Origin of the sequence: Mesorhizobium prunaredense (assembly GCF_900156895.1) — a bacterium.
Taxonomy (GTDB): domain Bacteria; phylum Pseudomonadota; class Alphaproteobacteria; order Rhizobiales; family Rhizobiaceae; genus Mesorhizobium; species Mesorhizobium prunaredense.
Window position 1 is genome coordinate 1 of sequence record NZ_FTPD01000013.1, and the last position, 25,498, is coordinate 25,498.

The 25,498-nt window shown below is 62.2% G+C and carries 27 protein-coding genes; 16 read left to right on the forward strand and 11 right to left on the reverse strand.

Going from position 1 to position 25,498, the window contains the following annotated elements; genetic code table 11:
• Window positions 1-228 (forward strand): hypothetical protein (locus tag BQ8794_RS36045; RefSeq protein WP_077376772.1); only part of this gene is annotated, 228 nt, incomplete at its 5' end.
• Between the two features lie 1,018 nt (window positions 229-1,246).
• Here the strand turns inward: BQ8794_RS36045 and BQ8794_RS10860 are convergent.
• Window positions 1,247-1,693 carry a potassium channel family protein gene (locus BQ8794_RS10860; RefSeq protein WP_244554914.1) on the reverse strand — a complete coding sequence of 149 codons (447 nt, stop codon included), beginning with the start codon at window positions 1,691-1,693 and terminating at the stop codon, window positions 1,247-1,249.
• A gap of 11 nt (window positions 1,694-1,704) precedes the next feature.
• Between BQ8794_RS10860 and BQ8794_RS35595 the strand changes: the two genes are divergently transcribed.
• Both BQ8794_RS35595 and BQ8794_RS37355 read left to right on the forward strand, forming a co-directional pair.
• Window positions 1,705-2,007 carry a hypothetical protein gene (locus BQ8794_RS35595; protein WP_167378704.1) on the forward strand — a complete coding sequence of 101 codons (303 nt, stop codon included), beginning with the start codon at window positions 1,705-1,707 and terminating at the stop codon, window positions 2,005-2,007.
• A 347-nt stretch (window positions 2,008-2,354) separates the two neighbouring features.
• Window positions 2,355-2,639 (forward strand): DUF982 domain-containing protein, encoded by a 285-nt coding sequence (locus tag BQ8794_RS37355; RefSeq protein WP_077376778.1) that lies wholly within the window; start codon window positions 2,355-2,357, stop codon window positions 2,637-2,639.
• 587 nt (window positions 2,640-3,226) lie between these two features.
• Here BQ8794_RS37355 and BQ8794_RS10875 read toward each other — a convergent pair.
• The 4 genes from BQ8794_RS10875 to BQ8794_RS10890 all read right to left on the reverse strand — a co-directional run bounded on the left by BQ8794_RS10875 (window position 3,227) and on the right by BQ8794_RS10890 (window position 5,238).
• Window positions 3,227-3,577 (reverse strand): hypothetical protein, encoded by a 351-nt coding sequence (locus tag BQ8794_RS10875; RefSeq protein WP_077376786.1) that lies wholly within the window; start codon window positions 3,575-3,577, stop codon window positions 3,227-3,229.
• Window positions 3,578-3,687: 110 nt separating this feature from the next.
• Entirely contained in the window at window positions 3,688-4,164 is a 477-nt protein-coding gene (locus BQ8794_RS10880; protein WP_077376789.1) for a hypothetical protein, read from the reverse strand.
• Complete coding sequence (locus BQ8794_RS10885) at window positions 4,161-4,925, reverse strand: hypothetical protein (protein ID WP_143744522.1); 765 nt, start codon at window positions 4,923-4,925, stop codon at window positions 4,161-4,163. Before BQ8794_RS10885 ends, BQ8794_RS10880 begins: the two co-directional genes overlap by 4 nt.
• Window positions 4,926-5,007: 82 nt before the next feature.
• A complete protein-coding gene (locus tag BQ8794_RS10890) occupies window positions 5,008-5,238 on the reverse strand; it encodes a hypothetical protein (protein ID WP_077376795.1) in 231 nt (76 codons plus the stop codon).
• A 1,108-nt stretch (window positions 5,239-6,346) separates the two neighbouring features.
• Here BQ8794_RS10890 and BQ8794_RS34605 point away from each other — a divergent pair.
• Window positions 6,347-6,697, forward strand: a complete 351-nt coding sequence (locus BQ8794_RS34605; RefSeq protein WP_167378705.1) for a hypothetical protein — start codon at window positions 6,347-6,349, stop codon at window positions 6,695-6,697.
• 27 nt (window positions 6,698-6,724) lie between these two features.
• On the opposite strand, the gene BQ8794_RS10905 is transcribed toward BQ8794_RS34605, so the two are convergent.
• Window positions 6,725-7,051: a hypothetical protein gene (locus BQ8794_RS10905; protein ID WP_077376803.1), complete on the reverse strand. Its 327-nt coding sequence runs from the start codon at window positions 7,049-7,051 to the stop codon at window positions 6,725-6,727.
• 58 nt (window positions 7,052-7,109) lie between these two features.
• Window positions 7,110-7,871, reverse strand: a complete 762-nt coding sequence (locus BQ8794_RS10910; protein ID WP_210189828.1) for an MIP/aquaporin family protein — start codon at window positions 7,869-7,871, stop codon at window positions 7,110-7,112.
• A 373-nt stretch (window positions 7,872-8,244) separates the two neighbouring features.
• Here BQ8794_RS10910 and BQ8794_RS10915 point away from each other — a divergent pair, with 373 nt between their 5' ends.
• Window positions 8,245-9,672 carry a DUF2252 domain-containing protein gene (locus tag BQ8794_RS10915; protein WP_077376808.1) on the forward strand — a complete coding sequence of 476 codons (1,428 nt, stop codon included), beginning with the start codon at window positions 8,245-8,247 and terminating at the stop codon, window positions 9,670-9,672.
• A gap of 120 nt (window positions 9,673-9,792) precedes the next feature.
• On the opposite strand, the gene BQ8794_RS10920 is transcribed toward BQ8794_RS10915, so the two are convergent.
• Together BQ8794_RS10920 and BQ8794_RS36050 are read right to left on the reverse strand one after the other, a co-directional pair.
• On the reverse strand, window positions 9,793-10,278 hold the full coding sequence (locus BQ8794_RS10920; RefSeq protein WP_077376810.1) for an ion channel: 486 nt from the start codon (window positions 10,276-10,278) through the stop codon (window positions 9,793-9,795).
• Window positions 10,279-10,922: 644 nt separating this feature from the next.
• Window positions 10,923-11,159, reverse strand: a complete 237-nt coding sequence (locus BQ8794_RS36050; protein ID WP_244554915.1) for a hypothetical protein — start codon at window positions 11,157-11,159, stop codon at window positions 10,923-10,925.
• Window positions 11,160-11,572: 413 nt separating this feature from the next.
• On the opposite strand from BQ8794_RS36050, the gene BQ8794_RS10930 reads away from it, so the two are divergent.
• Window positions 11,573-11,920 carry a hypothetical protein gene (locus BQ8794_RS10930; RefSeq protein WP_077377453.1) on the forward strand — a complete coding sequence of 116 codons (348 nt, stop codon included), beginning with the start codon at window positions 11,573-11,575 and terminating at the stop codon, window positions 11,918-11,920.
• 48 nt (window positions 11,921-11,968) lie between these two features.
• Window positions 11,969-12,169, forward strand: coding sequence for a hypothetical protein (locus BQ8794_RS10935; protein ID WP_077376813.1), 201 nt, complete (start codon window positions 11,969-11,971; stop codon window positions 12,167-12,169).
• Between the two features lie 110 nt (window positions 12,170-12,279).
• Here BQ8794_RS10935 and BQ8794_RS34610 read toward each other — a convergent pair whose 3' ends face one another.
• The gene (locus BQ8794_RS34610; protein ID WP_143744524.1) at window positions 12,280-12,573 is read right to left on the reverse strand and encodes a hypothetical protein; all 294 of its coding nucleotides are present in this window, start codon (window positions 12,571-12,573) and stop codon (window positions 12,280-12,282) included.
• Between the two features lie 242 nt (window positions 12,574-12,815).
• Between BQ8794_RS34610 and BQ8794_RS10945 the strand changes: the two genes are divergently transcribed.
• From BQ8794_RS10945 to BQ8794_RS10985, 9 genes are all read left to right on the forward strand, one after another.
• Complete coding sequence (locus BQ8794_RS10945) at window positions 12,816-13,415, forward strand: ANTAR domain-containing response regulator (protein ID WP_077376819.1); 600 nt, start codon at window positions 12,816-12,818, stop codon at window positions 13,413-13,415.
• 2 nt (window positions 13,416-13,417) lie between these two features.
• Window positions 13,418-14,656, forward strand: a complete 1,239-nt coding sequence (locus BQ8794_RS10950; RefSeq protein ID WP_167378706.1) for a CmpA/NrtA family ABC transporter substrate-binding protein — start codon at window positions 13,418-13,420, stop codon at window positions 14,654-14,656.
• 355 nt (window positions 14,657-15,011) lie between these two features.
• Window positions 15,012-16,328 (forward strand): CmpA/NrtA family ABC transporter substrate-binding protein, encoded by a 1,317-nt coding sequence (locus tag BQ8794_RS10955; protein ID WP_077376825.1) that lies wholly within the window; start codon window positions 15,012-15,014, stop codon window positions 16,326-16,328.
• Between the two features lie 65 nt (window positions 16,329-16,393).
• Window positions 16,394-17,290, forward strand: a complete 897-nt coding sequence (ntrB, locus tag BQ8794_RS10960) for a nitrate ABC transporter permease (protein WP_077376828.1) — start codon at window positions 16,394-16,396, stop codon at window positions 17,288-17,290.
• A 10-nt stretch (window positions 17,291-17,300) separates the two neighbouring features.
• Window positions 17,301-18,098 carry an ABC transporter ATP-binding protein gene (locus tag BQ8794_RS10965; RefSeq protein WP_077376831.1) on the forward strand — a complete coding sequence of 266 codons (798 nt, stop codon included), beginning with the start codon at window positions 17,301-17,303 and terminating at the stop codon, window positions 18,096-18,098.
• Window positions 18,099-18,102: 4 nt separating this feature from the next.
• A complete protein-coding gene (gene nirB / locus BQ8794_RS10970; RefSeq protein ID WP_077376834.1) occupies window positions 18,103-20,553 on the forward strand; it encodes a nitrite reductase large subunit NirB in 2,451 nt (816 codons plus the stop codon).
• Entirely contained in the window at window positions 20,553-20,888 is a 336-nt protein-coding gene (nirD, locus tag BQ8794_RS10975; protein WP_174654416.1) for a nitrite reductase small subunit NirD, read from the forward strand. Before nirB ends, nirD begins: the two co-directional genes overlap by 1 nt.
• 3 nt (window positions 20,889-20,891) lie before the next feature.
• Window positions 20,892-23,567, forward strand: coding sequence for a nitrate reductase (locus tag BQ8794_RS10980; RefSeq protein ID WP_077376837.1), 2,676 nt, complete (start codon window positions 20,892-20,894; stop codon window positions 23,565-23,567).
• A 154-nt stretch (window positions 23,568-23,721) separates the two neighbouring features.
• Window positions 23,722-24,207, forward strand: a complete 486-nt coding sequence (locus BQ8794_RS10985; protein ID WP_027151538.1) for a hypothetical protein — start codon at window positions 23,722-23,724, stop codon at window positions 24,205-24,207.
• A 29-nt stretch (window positions 24,208-24,236) separates the two neighbouring features.
• Here BQ8794_RS10985 and BQ8794_RS10990 read toward each other — a convergent pair whose 3' ends face one another.
• The gene (locus BQ8794_RS10990) at window positions 24,237-25,268 is read right to left on the reverse strand and encodes a hydroxyacid dehydrogenase (protein WP_077376840.1); all 1,032 of its coding nucleotides are present in this window, start codon (window positions 25,266-25,268) and stop codon (window positions 24,237-24,239) included.
• Between the last annotated feature and the right edge of the window lie 230 nt (window positions 25,269-25,498).

A 25,498-nucleotide genomic window follows, 5' to 3' on the forward strand; every position in this document is an offset into this window, starting at 1 on the left:
TCCTTGTTTGCAACATCCAGGCCCCGCCGGCTCGTGTTCAAGCAGGGGAAGGGAAAGGGAACGGTCATGAAATTCTTGGCTCCCTTCACAAAACTTGCTGCGGCGTTTCGCAAATTCGCCGCGCGGCGCTACCGGCCGGAGCTTTATTATATGCGTGGCCCGGGGCCAGCCACCGCCCGCCGTGCGGGCACGCCACAGCAAAACCGGTCAATCGACCACTACGCGTAACCTGCTTCGCGGACGGCTGGCGCTCTTGCCCGGAGTGCCAGCCGCGCCGTTCCGTACCGGTCAATTCAGATCAGCGAAGGGACGATCTGATCATGGTTGCAATTCATGCTGTCGCAGTTGGTCCATTTCGCAGGTGGTTACGCCTCCACGCCGAGCGAAAGGCTCTGTTATCGGCAACGGACCAGTTGAGCCGTTTACCCGATGGCGTCCTTGGCGACATCGGCATCTCTCGTGACGAAATCATGTGCGCTTTGCAAAGCCGCGCCACCCGCCCTGCGGAGGCAGGTGCGGCCAGCACGATCGAGCGCACCAGGATCGCTTCAGCCTCGATCCCGAACGGTTGGCGCCTACACTGGCTACGCCTCTGCCGAGACCCCGTTTGGCTGGTCCACGAGCACGGGATCGAGCCTCACATTCCCGCTTCGACAAGCAGCGGCGCGCGGACGGGACCTTCGAACGGCGCTACACCTGCGACCGCATGACTGAATGTTGACCGACAGGAGCTGGGGAGGGTGTTGAATACAATCTGACCGCTCTCGACACAACTGGCTGCAATAGCCTTCGGGACATTGTTGCTCGGCTTTGATAGGCCCCGATTAGTGGCCGAAATTTTCTATGGCGCCCCCTAGGGCGAACACTCAAAAGGTTCAAAAGTCCACCTTGCAGGCGGGCGTTCGTCTCTCTTCAGCGCTGGGCCGTGGAAACCGATTAACCGGAAAGCGGTTATTAAATTAGCTCAAGCCGTTGGTTTCTTACAGGTTCCTGGAGCCAACTCCCCTCGCGCGAGCGTATTGGTCGCGCAACTACCACTCGAAACGGGGGGTAATTGCAGCGATTACCACGCCATAGCAACGGGCCGTTCTGATAGCGGTGCAGTGGCGAATTTTTGCATAGGCCCCGCTATGGGGAACATTCAGGTAAACGGTTACAAGCTCCTTGGCGCCCGAAGGGAAAAAGCCCGCCGCACCTTTTCGGCGCGAACAGCTATGACGAAGGAACACGACCTCTGCAACGCGCGTCAGTCTTGCTTCCGCTTCCACAGATCCGAAGTCGATGCGTATGCGAACGATGCTGACCAAGCGATCAGGACGAGTCCGTTGAGACCCTCCAAGGCAGCAACGATTCGCATCGGCCCAGTGGCATAGACTTCGCCAAAGCCGATCGTCGTGTAACAGGTAACCGAGAAATAGAAGAAATCCGCTGCGCTTCCGGAAAACAAGCCTGCGAGACCTCCAAGGTCTGGATGGTGGTGCATCCAGGCGTAGGCAAGCGCGAAAAGACAGATCCCCACCACGTGAGCAATGATTGCTGCGACGACCAAGAGCAGCAGATCAACCCGCATCGGAAGTGAAAAACGACGCCTCATCGTTCCGGCGATATTTAGCACTTCATAGTGCATCAGAACCGTTACCAGTGCGAGACCTACAGATATGGCGAACGCGATGGGCAATTGCGGTACCTTCAAGTAGGACTCAGATGCTCAACCGCTTATCACCGCGCGAGCGGTTCGAACAGCGTCGACCTGACGCGACGCGATGCGATGCCGAACACGCGAATGGTGAGGACGAACGCGAGCACCCGGTGGTGCCATCTCCCCGGGTCCTCGGCAAAATCGTCGGAACCGAACCGCTCCCAATGGCTTTCGTAATCAGGGGCAGCGTCAAAGAGGAGACTGTTATGGATCGGCAAGAAAATAGCGTTTTGGAGGCGGGCTGGCTTTTGGCGGTCCCGCTTTCTATCGGATTTGCCGTTTTGATTGCAGGCTTAGTGCTGGGCTAGTGTGGCTATGGGAACCGGAACTCGATCACTCGCCCCTCGGCCTTCCATGATTGCCGGGCGTCAACGGAACCAAAGTCGCGCAATAGCTGCGGGGCAGGAGCAAGGCGGACGCCACCGTCGCGCTTTTCGCCAGCCGGCCGCTCGGGCTTCTGCCTCGCTGCAAAACCAGCGCTCCCCCTTGCCGGTCGAGGTTACGGTTCGGTCATACGGGGCGAGGGAGAAATGCGCCGCTAGGTGTCAATCCTAATTGGAGGTTCACGCAAAGAAAAACCCGCCGCCCAGAGGAGACGGGCGGCGAACCGGCAGGTCTTCGCGTTTAGCCACTTCAATTCTGGAGAGCGACAAAGATGCCGGCGTTTACACCGATAACGATCTACCTAAATCATAGATCGATGCTGGTTGCGTCCATACCTGATGCTGAGACGGCGCTTCAGCAACCATGGCCATTCATGGACAAGCCGTCCCGACTGGAAGCAATACGAATGGTGGAGGAATGCCTGGCCGGACATTGCAGTCACCAGGCTGCGTTCGCTGCCTTCGAGGCGGCTGCATCTGAACAGGGCCTTCTCAAGCAAAAGCCTCCAAGCGTAGGCCTCAGGAAATTCGACGGGGTTGCCGAAGACCTGCTGTGAGGTCAGAACCTGCTCTCAGATAACCGAGTATTGGATGGCGCTCGCGCGACGCCAGGTAGATGAGCCCGCGTCATCCAATCGATGGATGAAGCCCATCATGGGCCGCTGCTACTTTGATGCATGGCGCGACTTACCCCGGTTGTGGCGCGTCAGTAGATAATGGAATCGTCGCCCATGAGGCTCGCGACCCTCCACCTTGAAACTGCGAGGTACGGCGACGTATATCGCGCCGAAAGGCTCGCGCGGTTAAGGCAGCAAATCGTGAGGCACATCCAGCGCACGGACCGCTCGGCGCAGAAAGTCGAGCAAGCGCTGGCCAGGTTGGCTGAAGCCAACGCGCTCGTAGAGCGGCTCGCGCGGCCTCAGTAGGGCGGCGCTCCACGCTCCACCCGCATCGCCAACCGCGTCTACATCGAGCGGGAGCAGTAGTGGCAGTGCCGGCAGTACTGGCGGTGGCGGCTACTAAAGACGCGATCGACACTCAGTTTTGGAAATCGCAGAGAACGTTAATCGCGCCGAACTGACCGCCTCAGCAAAAAACCCGCCACCACCGGAGGCAGCGGGCTCCGGCCCTCATTTACGGCGTGTTAGATCCAGCGGTCCCGGCGCTGGTCGCCGGCCACAAGAACAAGGCCCAACAGCAGGCCTACAGCCGCGCCCAGCATGAAGGCGGACGACACAGTGCCAGGATTTTCTTGAACGACACCGGAAGCCGTAGACGCCCTTTTGCGAAGTGCTTGCGTGGTCCGAGACACGCTATCGGCCGCGCCCTCATACCAACCAGTGGCTTCTTCGACCACCTCTTCAGCACGCTCCGCGAGCGTCCGATTGATTTTGTTGATCTCGCGCTTCAGCTGCGCAACCTGCTTCTCCAAGTCTTCCTGAGCTTCGCGTTGCGTCTTGTTCGGCGGCGCAGCTTCGTTCGGGTCGTCAGCCATTTTGATCTCCTTTTTAGTGGGCCTCAACGGCCAGCCGAGGCGTAAGGTTCCTAAGCGACAAAAAGGCCCGCCACCGTGAGGCAACGGGCTTAGGCAGTTGTTGCCGGGGATCAGTGATGGTCGCTCAACCCACGTTTTCTACGAGGTTGCTTCGTGATCGGATGCGCTGCAAGAAACGCCTCGTCCGCCGCGATGAGCTTGGCGACTTCATCCGCACCGATCGGTAGGGATGGGTCCTTTGCGGCTTCTCGCTTCCATTGAATGGCCAGGAGATCGGGCGCTGGAACTCGGATTTGATCGGCCACAGCCTGCCGGTTCCTGTCCACGCTGAGCATCCGTTTGTCAGAATAGGCGCTAGATCGATCCTCGTCCTCTAGGACGTACATCGCGTGAAGGCTTTTCGGGTACCAGTAATCCGTTTCCGCTCCTGTCAGGCTGGTGACAGCATCAGCCTTGCGCCAAGGGAGGCGCCGCGCCTGACGCATGAGCTGATTGTGGTGCGTGTCGATGAGGACGGCATCGGGCAGCGGATCAAGGCACTGCTGCACGAATGCAGCCAGCGCCTTCGTCTTGACGGCGGCGCTCATGCTGATGCGTCCCCTTCCGAAGCCAACTGGAGAACCGACGCTGCCAACTGTGCAGCCCAAAGCTCGCCCTCCAAGGGGTATTTGCGCGCCATCGCCTTGTTGAAGGTGGTGACCGCCTGCGCCTTGATCAGTATTCCCTCCATGGTCGTTCCCGGCTGCTCCATGATAGCGGTCACCAGATCTGAAAGTGACTTCTTCGCCGCCGCCGCCCTCGCCTTCGCCAGGTCCATCCCTGAAATGTCCCGAAGGCGGGCGGTTTGAGACTTATAGGCCTTGCCGATCTTGAGCTCTCTCTTGGCTCTGGCAAGCCAGATCGCATGCCTCGCTCGCGTGGCGTCACTCGCGTTGTGGCGCGGCGGGCGGTCGGTGGCCGCTATGGCCGCGAGGTTTCTGACATCGCGGACACAACGGACGTGCTCTTCTCCTGGACGCTTAAGGAGCCGCCCGGCGATATCGCGCTCGCCGTCTATGTAGTCCCCGCGCGGCCAAGTGATTTCGTCGGGGGCAAGCGGCCAGCGGTGTTTCCATTCCGCGGCGATCCATTCAATTTCTTCGAGCGCGGCGAGATATTCGGTGGAGGCTTCCGGCAGTTGGTTGCCGAGTCGGACCAGTTCCGGGTTTTCGACAGGTGCGCAGCCAGCGGCCGACGCCGCAGTGATGGCGGCGGCAGCGGTTGAAGCAGCCGCGAGCCCGAGTAGCATGCGACGGCGATTGATCGCGGGCAAACCTTCGGCGGCTGCCCGAACAGTGGTGTTCGGCATTGTCATTCTCCCTATGTTGAACGTTGTGCCGGGCTATCCGGCGAGGGCTGCGAGTTCCGTTTCGAGTTGACGGCGGCGGGGTTCAAATGTTGACGCGGAACGACTGATACTTGAGGCGGTCAATCTCAACCGTAATGCGATCAGCGCGGCGCTCTGGCGCGGTCATCTGCGCGGCCTTCGCCTCACGCCAAGCGGCGGCGAGATAGAAGCCGAAGTCGGCCCGGTTGAGCTTACGCACTAGATGCGGACGGGCTGTGAAATGGGCATTCCACTTCACCCAGGCGGTCTTCATGATTTCCGAGCGGTTCAACATTAGCTTGCTCCTCACGCCGCCTTGTGCGATACCTGAGGTATTAATTCATTGTTGGAACCCTGTCAATACCTCAGGTATTAAATGGTTCCCGAGGAACTAAACAAAAATGGCGATTTCGAGCGAACAAATCCGAGCCGCTAGGGCACTACTCCGCTGGGAGCAGAAGGATTTGGCTGCGGCATCAAAGGTGTCTCTGCCGTCGATCAAGCGACTTGAGTCTCAGCCGGGACTGCTTGCGGCACAGCCCCGGACAGTCGCCGCACTTCTGGAGGCGTTTGACCGCGGCGGAGTTATCTTCGTTGCAGAGAACGGCGAGGGGCAGGGCGTGAGGCTGCGGAAGAGCCGATAGGCCCTAGAATGAAACATCTGGATCGGGTTTTTTCCGGGGCGTCAACATCTTTCGTTTGCCCCGCTTTTTTGACGGTGAGGCCCTTGCTTTGAGACTCAGTCGCCGAGCTTTCTCCTCTTCCGCAGCCCGCTTCCGGGTTTCTTCTCTAATCTGTTCGAGTTCTCGTAGGCCATCCATCATCTCAGAACGCCCGCGTTGCTCCTGCGTATTCTGACCCACAAGGCGAGAGGCGCTGACCTGGAGTGCTCCGCGAATAACGGTGTCGCGAGCTTGCTCGCGCTGCCAGGCTTCGTCGTATGTCTGCTGGCCGTGCCTTTCTCGGCTAATCGACAATGCCTGATCTATTTCCCAGCTCGATGGCCATTGGCCCACCGTATCTCGGTACTGCTGGAACGCCTTGATAACCGACACGCACTGCCCTGCAATCTCGTATGACTTCCCGGCTCCGCGCACGACGCGGATGATGTTGGCGGCAAGCTCACGAAGCGGCCATCCAACGGCTTCCTTCGCCCACGCTTGATCGCCTTCTGATCGTTCTCGACGGCCAGGCGCAAATGCGGCTTTGGCTTTCCTATTTCATCTTCCATTCTAGTCCCTCCCGACCGATTCTCGTCCACCTCTCAGGCAGCGAAGTGCCCGATATGGAATAAGGGAACTGCCTTCATGGCAATACTCTACGGGCGAGATCGATGAATCCTCTGCCTTTCCGCCGATCCCCCATCTCACCCTTGCGCGGGCGAAGCTATTGGAGTTCTGTGCATGCAGGGGGAAATCACCATGCGCAAACGCAACATTTTCGCCGCGGCAGGGGCAGCGACCATCCTTTTAAGCGGCTGCTCCGGTTCGGGCCTAGGTATGCCTGGCTCACCTGCTTGGTTTGCCACCACACCGCAGGCGGAACAGGCAACCTATTTCCGGAACCGATGTGTCTCCTACGGCTTCGAGCCAGGGACCCCGGCCATGGCCCAATGCATCCAAAATGAATCCATTTCGTCTCGCGGCAGGGCATCTGCCAGGGCGAATGCGGCATTTACCAACATGCAAAACAGTCAGCCGAAAACGACGACTTGCAACCGCTTCGGCAACACCATGAATTGCACAACTTATTGATTGGCCTCAGCCATTGACGCCCTCATGTCAGATTGCCCGCCAGTCCGCTTTGACGACGCGGCGGGTATAGGCGCGCTCGACGCCAAAGACCGCTTCCTCCTTTGTGGACACCTTCCCGTTCGCGCCACCTTCATGACATGTCCAGAACCATGTCCCGGCTTCCTTGCCGTGGAGCGTCTTCAGGATGCGGCCGACTGTATCCTGCATGAAACTGGCAGCGAAGTCAGACGGCGGTGCTTTCCCGCCGATGACGGTCCTGCTCCATTCCAACCAGACGCGGGCGCCACGGTCCACCAAGAAATGGAATGCGTCCTCCTTCTTTTCGAAGGTCCGCACGACCGTGCTGCCATCCACGACTTGCCAGCCGCGCTGATAGGCGAAACGGAAAAATAGTGACGGACCCGATACCGCTTCAGGCCTTGTCGGGGTGCTCGATCTCGGTGTAGAGGTCGCCCTGGGCGGCGCCTGACCCTGCGCGGCCCCCGCCCGGCCCTCGCAGCACCCATGCCGCTCCCACCGCGAGCATAGCGCCGGCCAGTGGACCCGCCACGTAGACCCAGTAGCTCGTGAAATCGGTGCCGACAAGATTCGGCCCGAACGTGCGCGCGGGGTTCATCGACGCACCGGAGATCGGACTTCCCCAGAGGCCCGCGAGCGCGATGTAGGCCCCGACCCCGATCGCCCCGAAGACGCCGATGTTCTGCGCTCCGGATGCGGTGCCGAGAATGACGCTGACGAGCCCGAACGTCAGCACCGCCTCCATCAGGAACGCGCTGCCCGCCGAGTAGCCTGCCACCGGATAGTTCGACCCGTAGGTCGCCGAGACGTTGATCACAGCGTGCAGGAACAGCGCCGCGAGAGTGGCGCCGATCAGCTGCGCGATGATGTACCCGGGCACGCGACGCCACGGGAAGTCGCCGCGTAGCGAGAAGGCAACGCTGACGGCGGGATTCAAGTGCGCGCCGGAGACTTTGCCCATAAACAGGATGACCGCCATCACCATCAGCCCGGGCGCGACCACTGCCGCGCTACGGTCGATGGTGTTGGGAAACGCCTGCCCCATCATCCCGCCGCCAGCGGCGACGAGGACGAGGAAAAACGTCCCCAGCAGCTCCGAGAACAGCCTGCGCCACTCCTGCTTCGGATCAGCGAAGTTCGCGAACGTGTCGACCAACGACTGCTCGTACCTTTGGATAAGATGTTGGTCAGGGGCACTCATCACGATGACTTCTACTCGTCAGTCGGGGGCGTGAGCGTCAGCAATTCGATGAACGATCGGGCCTGAGGCACTATAGGGCGACGCTACGCAAAGAGCCGCACGCGGTCAACCGTGAAACGGAGAGCGGGAGGCTTGTCAACATGGGTCTTCGCCCCTCCACGTGTCGCAAGGTGACTGACCGACGCTTCGCCATCTCACGCTCCTTCAACGCACGCCACCCGTCCGGCGGCTGGGCGTGCGGGGGCGCGCGATCGGATGGAGCCTTTGACGGCGACATGAGAAGGGGTGATAGTTCGAGCACGGCATCGCCACAAAGAAAGGGGGGCCGATGAGCAGAGTCGAGGCAGGCCGGCCCAAGGTCGTCCCGCACTTCACCCCGGCCGAGCGTGCGGCGCGCGGCAAGGCAGCGCGGGTTGAGATACCGCGGGCGCTCCAGGCAGAGATCGAGATCTCAAAGGATCGGGATCCGGTTGCCTTGCTCGAGGAGCAGACTGTCACGCGCTTGCCCGAGTTGGTGCCGACCCGGTACGGTCGGATGCTCGCGTCAGCGTTCGCCTTCTATCGCGGCGGCGCGCTGATTATGGCTGCGGATCTCTCGCGGACGCCGAACTCAGGCATCCGCACCCAGCTGTGCGGCGATGCGCACCTCTCGAACTTCGGCGCGTTCGGCTCGCCGGAGCGGACCCTCGTCTTTGACGTCAATGACTTCGACGAGACAACGCCGGGGCCGTGGGAGTGGGACGTGAAGCGCTTGGCGGCGAGCTTCGCGATCGCGGGCCGCGACAACAGCTTCTCGCACAAGGAACGAGCGCATGCCGTCTTGGCCACGATCCGCTCGTACCGGGAGGCGATGCACGGCTTTGCCGCGATGCGCAATCTTCAGGTCTGGTACGCCAGCCTCCAGATGGAGCAGGTGCTGCGCGAATTTTCGGCCGGGGTCGACGTGAAACAGCTTAAGCGGGCAGAGGCCGACGTCGCCAAGGCACGTACGCGCGACAGCATGCACTCCTACGAGAAGCTGACCCACCTCGTCGATGGCGAACCCCGCATCATCAATGACCCGCCGCTCATCGTGCCGATCGTCGAGCTGATACCCCCGGGCCAGAGCCGCGACCAGATTGAGAACGAGATCCGAGACCTGTTCGGTGCCTACCGGCGCACGCTGGCCAGCGACCGGCGCGTCCTGCTCGAGCAGTTTCGCTACGTAGACCAAGCTCGCAAGGTAGTCGGGGTCGGGAGCGTCGGCACCCGCGACCGGATCGCCCTCTTCCTGGGCACCGACGACCGAGATCCGCTCTTCCTACAGGTTAAGGAGGCGCAACCGTCGGTACTCGAGCGGTTCGTGGGCAAAAGCGAATACGCAACCCACGGCGAGCGGGTTGTCGCAGGGCAGCAGCTGATGCAGGCCGCCACCGATATCTTCGTCGGCTGGCAGCACATCAAGTCCCCGCTCGACGGGCAGGAACGAGACTTCTACGTGCGCCAATTGAAGGACTGGAAGATGTCACTGGTGATCGAGGCGATGAGCCCGCCCGCCCTGGCCGCGTACGGGAAGGCCTGCGGCTGGACGCTCGCGCGTGCCCACGCACGCTCGGGCGACCGAATCGCGATCAGCGCGTACCTCGGCAAGTCGGATGCCTTCGACCGGGCTATGGCCTCGTTCGCCGAGACGTACGCCGACCAGAACGAGTTGGACTTCGCGGCGCTCCAGGCCGCCGTCGCCTCGGGCCGGGTGAAGGCCGATACGGGTGTCTGACGGGCGGGTACATCAGCGCGATGCTGGGACTAGCCGTTTTACGCTTGGAGACCCCACACTCTACGGGGTCCGGGCTACAGGGTCCGGGCGCGAGAACCTTGGAGACTGTCACGCAGGTCGTCATTCACCGGATCGGCGGTTGCTTCGCGCTTCAGCGCGCTTCCTGTCGGCCTTGCCAAATTCCGTCATTATGTTGACCAAGACGCTGCCCGTCCAACCGAACGTAAAGAGCCCCGACATGGCTATGATGGGTCCGATCAGACGCCATTGATCGGGCAGACTGACATTGCCTTCGCCCAGCGTCGTGTAGCTTTCCAGAACGAAAAAGTAGCTGTCACGCATTGACGGAATCAACCCAGATGCAGACACAGGGACTGCCCAGAAAAGTGTTTCCAAGAAGTGGAGAGCGCCAAGAGAACCTATTGTGAAGGCTAGCACTATGTTGATTCTCCACCGCGGCGTGATCTCACTTATTCGTATCCACGATCCGATGAAACGCTGGTTGATGATTCTGATTCCAATCCCGTGCACGAAGATTACTAGTATCATGCCCAAGGTTCCGAGAATGATTTCCAACAGGGGGTTCGAAGTCAAAAGTGCGTCCATCGCGATATCCTAACATCCGGTCAGAGCTGAGTTGCTTAAGCAAAGAACCTAAGCTTCATGTTCAAACGTATTTTCTTGATGTTAATTGGTATTAGTCTTCCGTTGTCCCTCGGTGAATATCTAGACTGTCGCTGCCCGGTGCGAACCAAGCTCTCGACTACTTGCGTGGGCGCTGAACCGGAAATCGGGTCACGTCTAGCGACTTTCCGTTCGTAGAGCCTTGCTCAATTTTCTTTCAAAGCTGGCGAATGCGATCTCACGTTGGTAACGTAGTGGTTGACCTGCTCAGTCTGTAAAAGTGACCCAGAGTTGTGCAACGATAAGTCAACGATGAAAAATCAACACTGCAGAGATGAGGGCATAGCGCACGGCTCCCATTTGTCTCGGACCCGCTGGCGGCTGTTCAAACGGAATCCCAGCGGACTGTGGCTGGCCTTGGCGTTTGTCGTCATTCACAAAGGATTTGCGAGGCAGCGCCAGCCGCCAAGTCAACGACCGCTTCACGTCTGAAAGCGTCACTTTGATGGAGCGCCCCTCAAGGTCAGGAGATGGCGCTACCTGCTCGTTCCGGTCGACAAGACGAATGGCAACATTCCACCCTGAGCGGCCCTACGGCTCCGGTACCAAGTGTTAGATTTTGACCACTAGCTTTCGTCCCAAAAATCCTGCAGCGATGCGTGCCGAAGGTCTTTCTCGCCCCGGAGGTGCTTCACGCGGGCTTTGATCCCCGGCTTGACCCACTGCGTTGCCGGCCGCTTTGGGATGTCCTTGGGCGGTGGCCCGGCATGTTCCTGGACCCGCTTCCATAGCCGCTCCCGCATCTCGCGGTTGACGCTGACGAAGGCACTGCCGACATATTTCCGAGTTCCCGGCTGGGCCATCAGAGCAAACGCGGGCTTGCCCCTCTCGCGTTCGACGCCGAGAAGTTCAAACTCGCTTTCCGTGAACGACTTGGTTTTCAGCCAATTGGTGAAAGCCGCCTAGTGGTTAAATTCTGACGCTTGGTACCGACGCTAAATTCCCGCTACCGACCCTAAGCGGAAGCTCGTTCGCCCCCGGCCGAATTCACGCCCATGACCCAATCCCGACCTTCCTGCGTTGGAATCTTTCCCAAAAGCCGACGTTGGGTGCGACCGGCGCTCATGACGCGATCCGCATCTTGCCACACGCGCCCGGCCTCGTTTTTGAATGCGTTGCCACGCGTGTGAGAATTCCCACAGACGAACCTACCCACTTCTCATATGCTTTGCGCACCGATCTTGTTCTGACCTGTTCGGTTGAGGAGGAAAATATCATGCACAGATACACGGTCCTTGCAGCGCTTTGCGTGACGACGGGCTACGCCTCTGCAGGTGAACTGGACCCCCTACAAGGAGGGAGTATCGATCTCGGCGGTTTTCAAGGCGTCGTCTATTATACGGAAGCCGATAACAGCTTCCGGGTGGTCACCACGATCGCTGAAGGCGAGGCGGGCTTGCCTGTGCGCTTCGAGGCAACCCTCGATGAAGGCCAAAGCCTCACGATCTCGGTTCCAGGCAGGTTGGACGAGCGCAGCCAAACCGTCGAGATTTCGCGGGCCGGCGGCAAACTCTTCGTGGCAGGAGCCGAGCCCCCTCCCGAACTCGTTCGTGCCGGCCATTGAATCTGTCGCCTCCGAGGACGAACTCGATCTCCGCGAAGGAACAAGACAATGCTTTATACGCTCGTCATTCTGGCTTGCCTGACATCCGCTCCGGAGGCCTGCGAGTCGCGCGAGTTGATCGTCGGCGATTTGGCCATCCATCCCGGGGCCGCTTTTATACAGGCGCAACCACTTGTCGCCCAGTGGACCGAAACGCATCCCGCTTTTTTCGTACAACGTTGGCGACTGCTACCTGGTCGTGGGACATGAATGCTGCACTCGTGCAGTTCCGTGCCGGCACAGGGCACGACCGCACAGCCGATTCGGCGGTCGGGCGTAGGTCGGGATTGCCAACGCTCCGTGAATGTCGGCAAATGGCGCTACCTGCTCGTTCCGGTCGACGAGACAAAAGGCAACATTCCGCCAGTAGCGCGGACGCGTTCGCGGACGCGAAGGCCAAACCCGATCAGTTCGCTATCGAACACATAGAAGTCTGTGCCGTTCGGCTTGGTGGCATCAACCACCCGCTTTGTGATTTTGACTGACTTGGCGCCTTCTGACATTTCCGCTAACCCGGTTTGAGCCTCGGGGCACCGCCGGGGCACCAACGCCTGCGAAAGCACCGTCTGCGCAGACGGCCATATCGCCAGGCGCGACGACAGACCCTTCTCCAAGCGCGCCGCCGGCGCCGCCGCCTGCGGTGCCAGCTCCGATGGCGGACCGGCTCAGCCAGTCAGCGAGGCAAGGTTCGCAATTGGAAGATAGCGCGGTGGATACAAAAGCAATGTCAGCCCTTACGAGCAGGATTTAAGTTAACGGGTCAGTTCCGCGAACGTAGGGCAGTTCCCGAAGCGATGACTGCGTCAATTCTTACCTTGCCGCATTGCACAATCGCGCGCCGTGCGCAAAATGCGGCATGATCCGCAAATCCCTCGCCGTCCTGGTGATCGACGAAAACCACATCCGCGCCTCCATCATCGAGGCGGGATTGCGGGAGGCCGGGCATGAGCAGGTCACGGTCGTTCACGATGTTGCGGGAATAGCGCGGCGCATTGCCGAGATCGAACCGGACGTAATCGTCATCGATCTCGAAAATCCCAACCGCGATATGCTTGAAAACATGTTCCAGCTTTCGCGCGTGGTGAAGCGGCCGATCGCCATGTTCGTGGACCGGTCGGATCAGGCTTCAATTGAAGCTGCGGTGGAAGCGGGGGTCTCCGCCTATGTCGTAGACGGGCTGCGCCAGGAGCGCGTCAAGCCGATTCTCGACATGGCGATCAGCCGCTTCAACGCGTTCTCGCGGATGGCGCGCGAACTGGAGGAAGCCCGCAGTGAATTGGAGGACCGCAAGGTCATCGACCGCGCCAAGGGCATCCTGATGCGGTCGCGCGGCTTGTCGGAGGACGCGGCCTATACCCTTCTGCGCAAGACCGCCATGAACCAGAACCGCAAGATCAGCGAAATCGCGCAGAGCCTGGTGACGGCGGCAGGCCTTCTGGATCCCGGAGAAAGTTGAGCATGGCGGCCGAACACCAGATCAATGCCGGTTTCATACCGCTCTTCGACAGCGCCGTCCTTGTCGCAGCGAGGGAGATCGGCTTTGCCGCACGCGAAGGCGTCGACCTGACGCTCAGCCGCGAAACGTCCTGGGCCAACATCCGCGACCGCATCGCGATCGGACATTTCGACCTGGCGCATATGCTGGGGCCGATGCCGATCGCCTGCAATCTGGGGCTCACCCCACTCGCCTCCGACACGATCGTGCCGTTCTCGCTGGGGCTGGGTGGCAACTGCGTAACGGTTTCGAACACGCTATGGGCGGGAATGGCCGCGCACGGAGCCTTGCCCGATCTCAATCCGGCGCGCGCCGGCAGGGCCTTGGGAGCGCTGATCCGTGAACGGGCAAATGCCGGTCGCGACCCGCTGCGCTTTGCGGTCGTGCATCCGCACTCCGGACACAATTACGAACTGCGCTACTGGCTCGCCGCCTGCGGCATCGATCCGTCGCGCGAAATAGAAATCGTCATCGTGCCGCCGCCCTTCATGGCCGACGCACTCGCCACCGGCAGGATCGACGGCTACTGCGCCGGCGAACCCTGGAACAGCGCCTCGGTCGTCGCCGGCACCGGCCATATCGCAACCGTCAAGGCCACCATCTGGAAGACCAGCCCCGAGAAAGTCGTCGGCGTGCGAAAGGCCTGGGCCGAAAAGCACCCGGAAGCCCTTTCGGCGCTGCTGCGCGCGCTCCATCACGCCGCGCGCTGGTGCCAGGATCCGGCAAACCGCGGCGAACTGGCCGCCCTGATGGCGCAGCCTTCCTTCCTCGGCCTTTCGCCGGCGCTGCAGATGCCGGTCCTGACCGGACATCTTGCGCTGGGCGGCGGCGCGGAACTGACCGTCGAGGACTTTTTTCTGCCTTTCGGCAAGGCGGCAAATTTTCCGTGGAAAAGCCACGCGCTGTGGTTCTACACGCAGATGGTCCGTTGGGGGCAGGTCAAGCACAGCGCCGCCCACATGGCGCTCGCGCGCGACACCTACCGGCCCGACCTCTATCGCGCAGCGCTAAAGCCGCTCGGCGTCGCCCTGCCGGGGGCCAACGCCAAGGTCGAGGGGGCGCTGACCGCTGCCACCCCGGTCGGCTCGGCCGGCGCCAGCCTCGTCCTTGGTCCGGATGGTTTCTTCGACGGCCGTATCTTCGATCCGGACAGGATCGACGACTACCTCGCTATCCGCGACTGGGCGATGCCGACGAGTTGAGCATTCCTTGCGCACTACCGTGCACTGCACAATTTTTGTGCCACTGCACAATGAACGTGACTGCTGCGTGAGCATCGACAATCCGGCGGCCCAGTCTTCGCGCCCGCGCTATCGATTGTTTTTATTGCAGAATTTGCCGTAAGTCTAAACTGGCACGGTTCCTGCATAGTAATCCATAGGCCTTCAGGCCATTGAATACGGCGTCCAATGGCGGGCGCCACAGGCAAAGCTGCCGCTCAGGTCAACACGCGATCCGGATCAACGGACGCAGTGGCCTGGCCGGCAGCTTTTTTGTTTTTGGTCGAACACGCAAATCGACGGCGCAGATCCCAAGCCGCGCCCAACGGAGATAACGATGACGAAACGCATCAAAACCCAATCCGTCCTCACGGGCGTCACCCGCCGCGATTTCCTGATGATGAGCGCGGCCACTGCGGCAACGCTGGCGGCGGCGCGCGCGCTGCTGCCGTCCGGCGCCTATGCGGCAACGGCGGCGCCGGAAGTCACTGGCGCCAAGCTCGGCTTCATCGCGCTGACCGATGCAGCGCCGCTGATGATCGCCAAGGAGAAGGGCCTGTTCGAAAAATTCGGCATGCCCGATGTCGAGGTGCTCAAGCAGGCCTCCTGGGGCGCGACACGCGACAATCTGATGCTCGGCGGCGAAGCCAACGGCATCGACGGCGCCCATATCCTGACGCCGATGCCTTACCTGATGCACACCGGCAAGGTGACGCAGAACAACCAGCCGATGCCGATGGCGATCGTGGCTCGGCTCAACTACGACTGCCAGGCGATTTCCGTCGCGCAGGAATATGCCGGCACCGGCGTCGGCCTCGACGCCTCCAAGCTGAAGGAGGTCTTTGCGGCCAAGAAGGCCGAAGGCAAGGAGGTGAAGGCCGCCATGACCTTCCCGGGCGGCACCCATGATCTCTGGTTGCGCTACTGGCTGGCTGCCGGCGGCATCGATCCCGACAAGGATGTCTCGACCATCGTCGTGCCGCCGCCGCAGATGGTCGCCAACATGAAGGTCGGCAACATGGACGTGTTCTGCGTCGGCGAGCCGTGGAACGAGCAACTCGTCCATCAGGGCGTCGGCTTCACCGCCGCCACCACGGGCGAACTCTGGAAAGGCCATCCGGAAAAGGCGCTCGGCCTGCGCGCCGCCTTCATCGACAAGAACCCGAACGCCACCAAGGCGATCCTGATGGCCGTCATGGAAGCCCAGCAATGGTGCGAAGCCATGGAAAACAAGGACGAGATGGCGGCCATCATCGGCAAGCGGCAATGGATGAACGTGCCGACCGCCGACATCATCGGCCGCCTCAAGGGCGACATCAACTATGGCAATGACCGCGTCGCCACCGGCACCGACCTCTACATGAAGTTCTGGAAAGGCGGTGTGTCCTATCCGTTCAAGAGCCACGACAGCTGGTTCCTCGCCGAAAACATCCGCTGGGGCAAATTCGCGGCGACCACCGACATCAAGGCGCTGGTCGATCAGGTCAACCGCGAAGATCTGTGGCGCGAGGCGGCGAAGGATCTCGGCGTCGCCGCGGCAGACATCCCGGCGTCTTCATCGCGCGGCGTCGAAACCTTCTTCGACGGCAAGATCTTCGATCCGGCCAATCCGTCCGCCTATCTCGACAGCCTGAAGATCAAGGCATCGGCCTGACGTCGCCGGCAGCGCCGCCACTTGGCGCCGCCTGTCACTCCAATGCTCAAGGAGCTTTTTGCGAAATGTCTATCCAAGCCATCGAGGACCCCAAGGTGAAGGCGTTCCCCACGCCTGCCAAGCCTGCAGAGGTCATAGCTTTCACCGCCAAGGTGAGGCGCCGCTTCGAACCCGGCGCGATCGCCGGCAAAGTGGCGAGCACGCTGGTGCCGCCGGCAGTTGTCATCGTGGTCATGCTCGTCATCTGGCAGATCGCTTGCTCGTCGCCCAACGCCAGCTTGCCGTCGCCTAGCCAGGTATGGAACGAGGCCTACGATCTGATCGCCCATCCGTTCTTCGATTATGGTCCGCAGGATATCGGACTGGCCTGGCGGGTGCTGATCTCGCTGCAGCGCGTCGCCATCGGCTTCGGCCTGGCTGCAATCGTCGGCGTCGCGCTCGGCGCTCTGGTCGGCCAATCGATCTGGGCGATGCGCGGGCTCGACCCGGTGTTCCAGATCCTGCGCACCGTGCCGCCGCTCGCATGGCTGCCGCTGTCGCTGGCCGCTTTCCGCGACTCCAGCCCGTCGGCGATCTTCGTCATCTTCATCACCTCAATCTGGCCGGTGATCATCAACACCGCCGTCGGCGTCCGCAACATTCCAGAGGATTATCGCAACGTCTCCCGCATCCTCAGGCTCAACCAGCTCGAATTCTTCGTGAAGATCATGGTGCCGGCCGCGGCACCTTACATCTTCACCGGCCTGCGCATCGGCATCGGCCTGTCCTGGCTTGCCATCGTCGCCGCCGAAATGCTGACCGGCGGCGTCGGCATCGGCTTCTTCATCTGGGACGCCTGGAACTCGTCGCGGCTGCCCGACATCATCGTTGCGCTCGCCTATATCGGCGTCACCGGCTTTTGCCTCGACCGCCTGGTCGCGGCGGTCGGCGCCTTCGTCACCCGCGGTACAACGGCAAAGTGAGGAGAGGGCAATGACGGCCTATCTGAAACTCGACCATATCGACAAGTCCTTCGCCCGCGGCGGGCAGGTCAGCGAGGTGCTGAAAGACATCCGGCTGACCATCGACAAGGGCGAATTCGTCTCGATCATCGGCCATTCCGGCTGCGGCAAGTCGACCTTGCTCAACCTGATCGCCGGGCTGACGAAAGTGACCGCCGGCGCGGTCCTGCTCGAAAACAAGGAAGTCGACAGCCCCGGTCCTGAACGCGCCGTGGTGTTCCAGAACCACAGCCTGCTGCCATGGCTCACCGTCTACGAAAACATCAACCTGGCGGTGTCGAAGGTGTTCGGCCGCACCAGGAGCCGAGCCGAACGGCACGACTGGATCATGCGCAATCTCGACCTCGTGCAGATGGCGCATGCCAGGGACAAGCGGCCCGCCGAGATTTCGGGCGGCATGAAGCAGCGCGTCGGCATCGCCCGCGCGCTGGCCATGGAGCCGAAGATCCTGCTGCTCGACGAGCCATTCGGCGCGCTCGACGCGCTGACGCGCGCCCATCTGCAGGACGCGGTGATGGATATCCATTCGAGGCTTGGCTCGACGACGATCATGATCACCCACGACGTCGACGAAGCGGTGCTGTTGTCCGACCGCATCGTCATGATGACCAACGGTCCGGCGGCGACCATCGGCGAGGTGCTTGCCGTGCCGCTGGCCCGGCCGCGCCGCCGCGTTGAGCTGTCCTCCGACCGGACCTTCCTGCGCTGCCGCGAGGCGGTGCTGAAATTCCTCTACGAACGCCACCGCTTCGTCGAAGCCGCGGAGTAGCTCAATGACCGAAAAACTCGTCATCATCGGCAACGGCATGGCGCCCGGGCGGATGCTGGAGCATCTCTTCGAACAGGCGCCCGGCCGCTACCAGGTCACCATCTTCAACGCCGAGCCGCGGGTCAATTACGACCGCATCATGCTTTCGCCGGTGCTGTCGGGTGAGAAGGCCTTCGAGGAAATCATCATCCATGGCGACGGCTGGTACATCGCCAACGGCATCACCCTCTACAAGGGCCACAAGATCGTCGCCATCGACCGGACGGCGAAGACCGTCACTTCCGACCACGGCGTCACCGAGCCCTATGACAAGCTCGTCATCGCCACCGGCTCGGTGCCGTTCATCATTCCGGTGCCCGGCCACGATCTGCCGGGCGTGCTCACCTATCGCGATCTTGACGACGTCCAGGCCATGCTGCTTGCCGCCCAGTCAAGGGCCAAGGCCGTGGTCATCGGCGGGGGTTTGCTCGGGCTGGAGGCGGCAGCGGGCTTGAACTCGCAAGGCATGGACGTAACCGTGCTGCATGTCATGCCGACGCTGATGGAGCGTCAGCTCGATCCGGCCGCCGGCTATCTGCTGCAGCGCGCCGTCGAACAACGCGGCATCAAGGTCATCACCAAGGCCAACACCCAGGCGATCACGGGCAAGGGCAAGGTCGAGCAGGTGGAGCTCGCCGACGGCACCATCATCCCGGCGACGCTCGTCGTCATGGCGGTGGGCATCAGGCCGAATGCGGCGCTGGCGAAGGACGCCGGCATTGCCGTCAACCGCGGCATCGTCGTCGACGCCGGCATGCGCAGCAACGATCCCGATATCTACGCGCTCGGCGAATGCGCGGAGGTCAACGGACAGGTCTACGGGCTGGTGGCGCCGCTCTACGAGATGGCGCGCGTCGCGGCCAGCCAGCTTGCCGGCAACGAGGCGGCGGCTTTCGTCCATATGGACACGCCGACCAAGCTCAAGGTCACCGGCATCGAGCTGTTCTCGCTCGGCGACTTTGCCGAGGGCGAGGACCGCCAGGAGATCGTGCTGCGCGATGCCGCCGCCGGCATCTACAAACGGCTGGTGCTCAGGGATGACCGCATCATCGGCACCGTGCTTTACGGCGAGACGGCGGACGGCGCCTGGTTCAACGACCTCAAGAAGAAGCAGACCGACATATCGGAAATGCGCGACACGCTTATCTTCGGCCAGTCATACCAGGGAGGCGCCTCCCTGGACCCTATGGCGGCCGTTGCAGCCTTGCCGGATGATGCGGAAATCTGCGGCTGCAACGGCGTTTGCAAGGGAAAGATCACTGGCGCGATCACGGCCAAAAGCCTGACCTCGCTCGATGACGTGCGCGCTCACACCAAGGCGTCCGCCTCCTGCGGCTCCTGCACCGGGCTGGTCGAAAAGCTGATGGTGCTTACCATCGGCGACAAATACAATCCCGCGGCGGTGCAACCGATGTGCGGCTGCACCACGCTCGGCCATGATGAGGTCCGTCGGCTGATCAAGGCCAAGGGCCTGAAGACCATTCCCGCCGTCATGCAGGAACTGGAATGGACCACCTCCTGCGGCTGCGCCAAATGCCGGCCGGCGCTCAATTACTATCTCGTCTGCGATTGGCCGGACGAGTATGCCGACGACTACCAGTCGCGCTTCATCAACGAGCGCGTCCACGCCAACATCCAGAAGGACGGCACCTATTCGGTGGTGCCGCGCATGTGGGGCGGCGTCACCAATGCCGCCGAACTGCGCGCCATTGCCGATGTCGTCGACAAATTCGAAATCCCAATGGTCAAGGTCACCGGTGGCCAGCGCATCGACATGCTCGGCATCCGCAAGGAGGATCTGCCGGCGGTGTGGGCCGATCTCGGCCAGGCCGGCTTCGTCTCCGGCCACGCCTATGCCAAGGGACTGCGCACGGTAAAGACCTGCGTCGGTTCGGACTGGTGCCGCTTCGGGACGCAGGATTCGACGGGGTTCGGCGTCCGCATCGAGAAATTCATGTGGGGCTCGTGGACGCCGGCCAAGGTCAAGATGGCGGTGTCGGGCTGCCCGAGGAACTGCGCCGAGGCAACCTGCAAGGATGTCGGCGTGATCTGCGTCGATTCAGGCTACGAGATCCATTTCGCCGGGGCAGCCGGCCTCGACATCAAGGGCACCGAGGTGCTCGGCCTGGTCAAGACCGAGGACGAGGCGTTGGAGCATATCGTGGCGCTTACGCAGATGTATCGCGAGCAGGGCCGCTATCTCGAGCGCATCTACAAATGGGCCAAGCGCATCGGCATCGCCGAGATCAAGCGCCAGATCATGGACGATGGCGAGAAGCGCAAGGCCTATTTCGACCGCTTCGTCTTTTCGCAGAAATTCGCTCAGGTCGACCCGTGGTCGGAACGCGTTTCCGGCAAGGACAAGCACGAATTCCGGCCGATGGCTTCGGTCGGCTTCGCGCAGGCGGCGGAGTGATGATGATGAACTGGATATCAATAGGCACGCTCTCAGACATTCCGCGCCGCGGCGCGCGCTGCGTCGCCACGCCTCAAGGCAAGATCGCCGTCTTCCGCACGGCAGACGACCAGGTCTTTGCCATCGAGGACCATTGCCCGCACAAGGGCGGACCGCTCTCGCAGGGGATCGTCCATGGCGCGGCGGTGACCTGTCCTCTGCACAATTGGGTGATCTCGCTGGAAACCGGCAAGGCGCTTGGCGCTGACGAAGGTGCGGTGCGCACCATTCCGGTGCGGATCGAGGGCGAGCGCCTGTTCATTGCGCTGGAAGCGCTGGCCAGCCGCGCGGCTTGAATTATGAAGATCGACGAAGCGCGCGAGGTGAGGACCACCTGCCCCTATTGCGGGGTGGGCTGCGGCGTGCTGGCGAAGGTCGCCGCGAACGGTGAGGTAACCGTTCGCGGCGACCCTGACCATCCGGCGAATTTCGGCCGGCTCTGTTCCAAGGGCTCGGCGTTGGCCGAGACGATCGACCTAGACGGACGGCTGCTCTATCCGGAGATCCACGGTAGCCGCACCGACTGGGACGAGGCGCTCGACCTCGTCGCCTCGACCTTCTCGCGGACCATCGCCGAGCACGGTCGCGACGCGGTCGCCTTCTACGTCTCCGGTCAATTGCTGACCGAGGACTATTATGTCGCCAACAAGCTGATGAAAGGCTTCATCGGCTCGGCCAATATCGACACCAATTCGCGCCTGTGCATGGCCTCATCGGTTGCCGGCCACCGCCGCGCCTTCGGCTCTGACACGGTGCCGGGCAGCTACGAGGATCTGGAACTCGCCGACCTGATCGTGCTGGTCGGCTCCAATCTCGCCTGGTGCCATCCGGTGCTCTACCAGCGCATTGCCGCTGCCCGGGAAAAACGGCCCGACATGAAGGTGGTGCTGGTCGACCCGCGCCGCACGATGACATCAGATATTGCCGACATGCATCTGGCGATCGCGGCGGATGGCGACGTCGCGCTGTTCACAGGGCTGCTCGCCCATCTCGGCCAGCACAACGCGCTGGACCGCGCCTATATCACGGCGCACACAACCGGCTTCGGGCAAGCCCTCTTTGCCGCCTCCGCGCTCGACCTTGCCGGCATCGCCGCTGCCACGGGCCTCGGCGAGGACGAGCTTGTCCGGTTCTACAGCCTGTTCGCCGCGACGGCGAATACGGTGACCGTCTACAGCCAGGGCGTGAACCAGTCGTCCTCGGGCACCGACAAGGTCAACGCCATCATCAACTGTCATCTCGCCACCGGCCGCATCGGCAAGTCCGGCGCCGGACCGTTTTCGGTGACCGGCCAGCCCAACGCCATGGGCGGTCGGGAGGTCGGCGGCCTAGCCAACATGCTGGCCGCCCATATGGAGATCGAAAACCCCGAGCACCGCGACCGCGTGCAGCGTTTCTGGAGTGCGCCGACCGTCGCCGAAAAGCCCGGCCTGAAGGCGGTCGAGATGTTTCAGGCGGTAGCCGACGGGCGCATCAAGGCGCTATGGATCATGGCGACCAACCCGGTCGACTCGATGCCGGACGCCGATGCCGTCGAGGCGGCGATCAAGGCCTGCCCGTTTGTCGTGGTGTCGGACGTATTGGCCAAGACCGACACGGTCCGCCACGCCCACGTCCGGCTGCCCGCCGCCGCATGGGGCGAGAAGGACGGCTCGGTCACCAATTCGGAGCGCCGCATCTCGCGCCAGCGCGCCTTTTTGGCCACGCCCGGCGAGGCAAGGGCCGACTGGTGGATCATCGCCGAAGTCGCCAAGCGGATGGGTTTTGACGAAGCGTTTTCGCATCCGTCGCCAGCCGATATCTTCGCCGAGCACGCCGCGCTGTCGGCGTTCGAGAATGACGGCGCCCGCGATTTCGACATCGGCGCGTATGCCGGGGTCGATGAAGAAGGCTACGAAGCGCTGGTGCCTTTCCAGTGGCCAGCGCCGAGCCCAGGCGGCACGATCGGACGCCAGCCCATTCGCTTCTTCGCCAACGGCAGCTTCTACACTCCCGACGGCAGAGCGAAATTCATCGCCATCCGCCCAACGGCACAAACCCGCACCAGCTCGGATTATCCGCTGGTGCTCAACACCGGGCGGGTCCGCGACCACTGGCACACCATGACACGAACGGGAAAAAGCCCGCGGCTGTCGCAGCACCTGGCCGAGCCGTTCGCCGAAATCCACCCGGCGGACGCGCAGCACTTCGGCATCGGCGACGCCGACATCGTGAGCGTCTCGACCGAGCATGGCGAGGTGCTGCTTCGTGCGCTGGTAACGATGCGGCAGCGGCCAGGCTCGGTCTTCGTGCCGATGCATTGGACGGACCAGTTTTCCGCGCGGGCTCGTGTCGATGCGCTGGTGGCGCCCATCACCGATCCGATTTCAGGACAGCCGGCCTCGAAGAATGTTGCCGCCCGGGTGGAACGCTTCACTGCCGTCGCGTTCGGCTTCGCGGTGCTTGCCGAACGGCCAGCCTCGATCGACGCCGACTATTGGAGCCTCGCCCGCTGTGCTGCCGGCTGGCGTCTCGAGCTTGCGCTGGAGGCCGACCGGGACTGGCCGGATTTCGCGGCTTCGCTTTTCGGGGCGGACGCGCCAGGCGAGACGCTCGCCTATCATGATGTCGCCGGCGGGCACTATCGCTTCGCCCGCTTTGCCGGCAGCCGGCTGACTGGCGCGCTCTATCTTGCGCCCAGGCCGGTCGCGGTGTCGCGCGGCTGGGCGGTCGAGCAGTTGAGCGCGGACCATGCCGATCGGCGCGGGCGACTGGCGATCGTGGCGGGGCGGCCGGGCGGCAACAGCGTCGATCGTGGCGCCATCGTCTGCTCCTGTTTCGGGGTCGGCGCCAATCAGATCGCCGAAGCGGTGGCGGGCGGCTGCGTAAGCGTCGAAGCGATCGGCGCCACCCTGCATGCCGGCACCAATTGCGGCTCCTGCCGCGCCGAGATCAGGACCATCATCGAGGCGCGACGCCTTCACGCGGCAGAGTGAGGGCGTCTAAAGCGGGTCTCGTTTGGTAGGCCGAGGGCATGCTTTTGCGTGACATGCATGAGAACTCTGTCACGCCGGGCCTCGGCGCTTACCAGCAATTTACAAACCGTGGGCTACCAACGTCCTTATCCGATTCGTTCCGAGCAGGACCCTTATGAGCAAAGCCCTCACTTCATTCGCATTGGTGGCCATATTGACGGCTTTGCTGATGGCTCTCAGCCTGGCAGTGGCCAGGCATGGCTATCCCTTTGGTGCGATCGGCGCAGAACGCCTGGACGACGTCGCCGATGCCGGGACGTTTATCCCGCTCGCGGCCGTGTACTTCTTCAGTGCGCTGCTGATGATGATCCTGCCGATCAGGGTCGCCGGCATCGTCCTGACACATGCTGCGGACGCGATCTTCTGGACAGTCATCGTGTTGTTCGCGGCCATCATTGGCGGCCTCGCCGCCAGATGGGCTTTCGATCGAAGCAATGTCCTGCCGGCACTGCTGAATTGGCGGTTCCTGTTTGTCGTAGCCGTCGTCGGCTGCCATCTCTTCATGAACGAGCTGCGCCGCAATATCCTGCTTAGAAGCCTGTTCTTTGTCGTTTTCGCCGCAGCGACTCTCGCCTGCCTGTTCTGGTCGTTCACCATCTGAGAAACCTCGCAGCCGCTGGGCCTGACGGCTCAGTTCTTGTCGACCGGCTTCGAGCGCATGCGCGAAACGGTCTCGCGTTCGGCGCGCTTCGAACGCATTGGCGGCAGGCCGCGGTCGATCAGGTCCATGTCTTCCAGCACCATGTCGCCCATGCGCTTGAAAGCAATGTCGAGCGCGCCGGCCCGGTGGGCGGAGCGCAGGAAGCCGGGCAGCGTGCGGACAGGATGGTCCTGCGCCAGCGGCTCTTGCGGAAACACATCGCTGGCGGCGACGATGTGGCCGCTACGAACTGCATCCATCAGCGCCGGAAAATCGACCACGCCGGCACGGCTGAGCAGGATGAAGGCGGCTCCTTTGCGCATCCTGGCAAAGGCCTCAGTGCCGAGAAAACCCTGGTTTTCGCTGGTCACCGAAGCGACGACGAAGACGAAATCGCTACTCGACAAAACCGTATCGAGGGAAGCCGGCTCGACGCCGTTCTCGATCAGGATCGAGGGCGGCAGCCACGGATCGAAGACCTTGGTCCGCGTGCGAAAGCCCGACAGCAGCCGGTTGAGCGCACGGCCGAGATCGCCGAAGCCGATGATGCCGACATCCGCGCCGGAGAGAAGCCGCGCCGCCTGGTTGCCCTCGCCGCCCCACAACTCCTTGCCCTGACGAAACGCAAGATCGGCGTCGATGATGTCGCGGGCGAGGTTGAGCGCCATGGCAAGACCGAACTCGGCCACCGGCTCGGCAAACACCATGCCCGTGGTGACGACATGAATGCCGCGCGAAAACAGCGTTTCATACGGCATGTTGTTGATGAGGTTGCTCTCGACATTGAAGACACAGCGCAGCGCCGTCATCCTTTCCAGCGTCTCCGGCGCGATCGGCGGCTGGCCGACGATGTAGCGCGCCTCGGCGAGCACATCGTGTGGCAGGCCCGCGACGCCTTCTGGCGACGTTTCGACGATACGGTATCTGGCGCGGAATCTCGCCAGTGCCTCGGGCGTGAAAATCAGGTCGAGCGTGCGTGGCTCGGGCGCGCTGATCACCAGCGGCAACGCGCTGTCGGACATGGCAGCTTCCTCCTGGCGCGATCCGCGTCGCACCGCACTAGAATCATGGTTTACCACCTCGACACCCAAGCAGGCTTGCGCGGCTTCGCCTGCCGGGTTTTTGTTTGTCGCAGGTTTTTATCGGAAAACCATCGAACACTTTTCCGAAACCTGCTTAGCACATGCCTGTCGAGGAGCAGAACTTTGCCTCCGGCGGCCTTGCGGTGTGGCGGCCGGTGGTCCAGATAGAC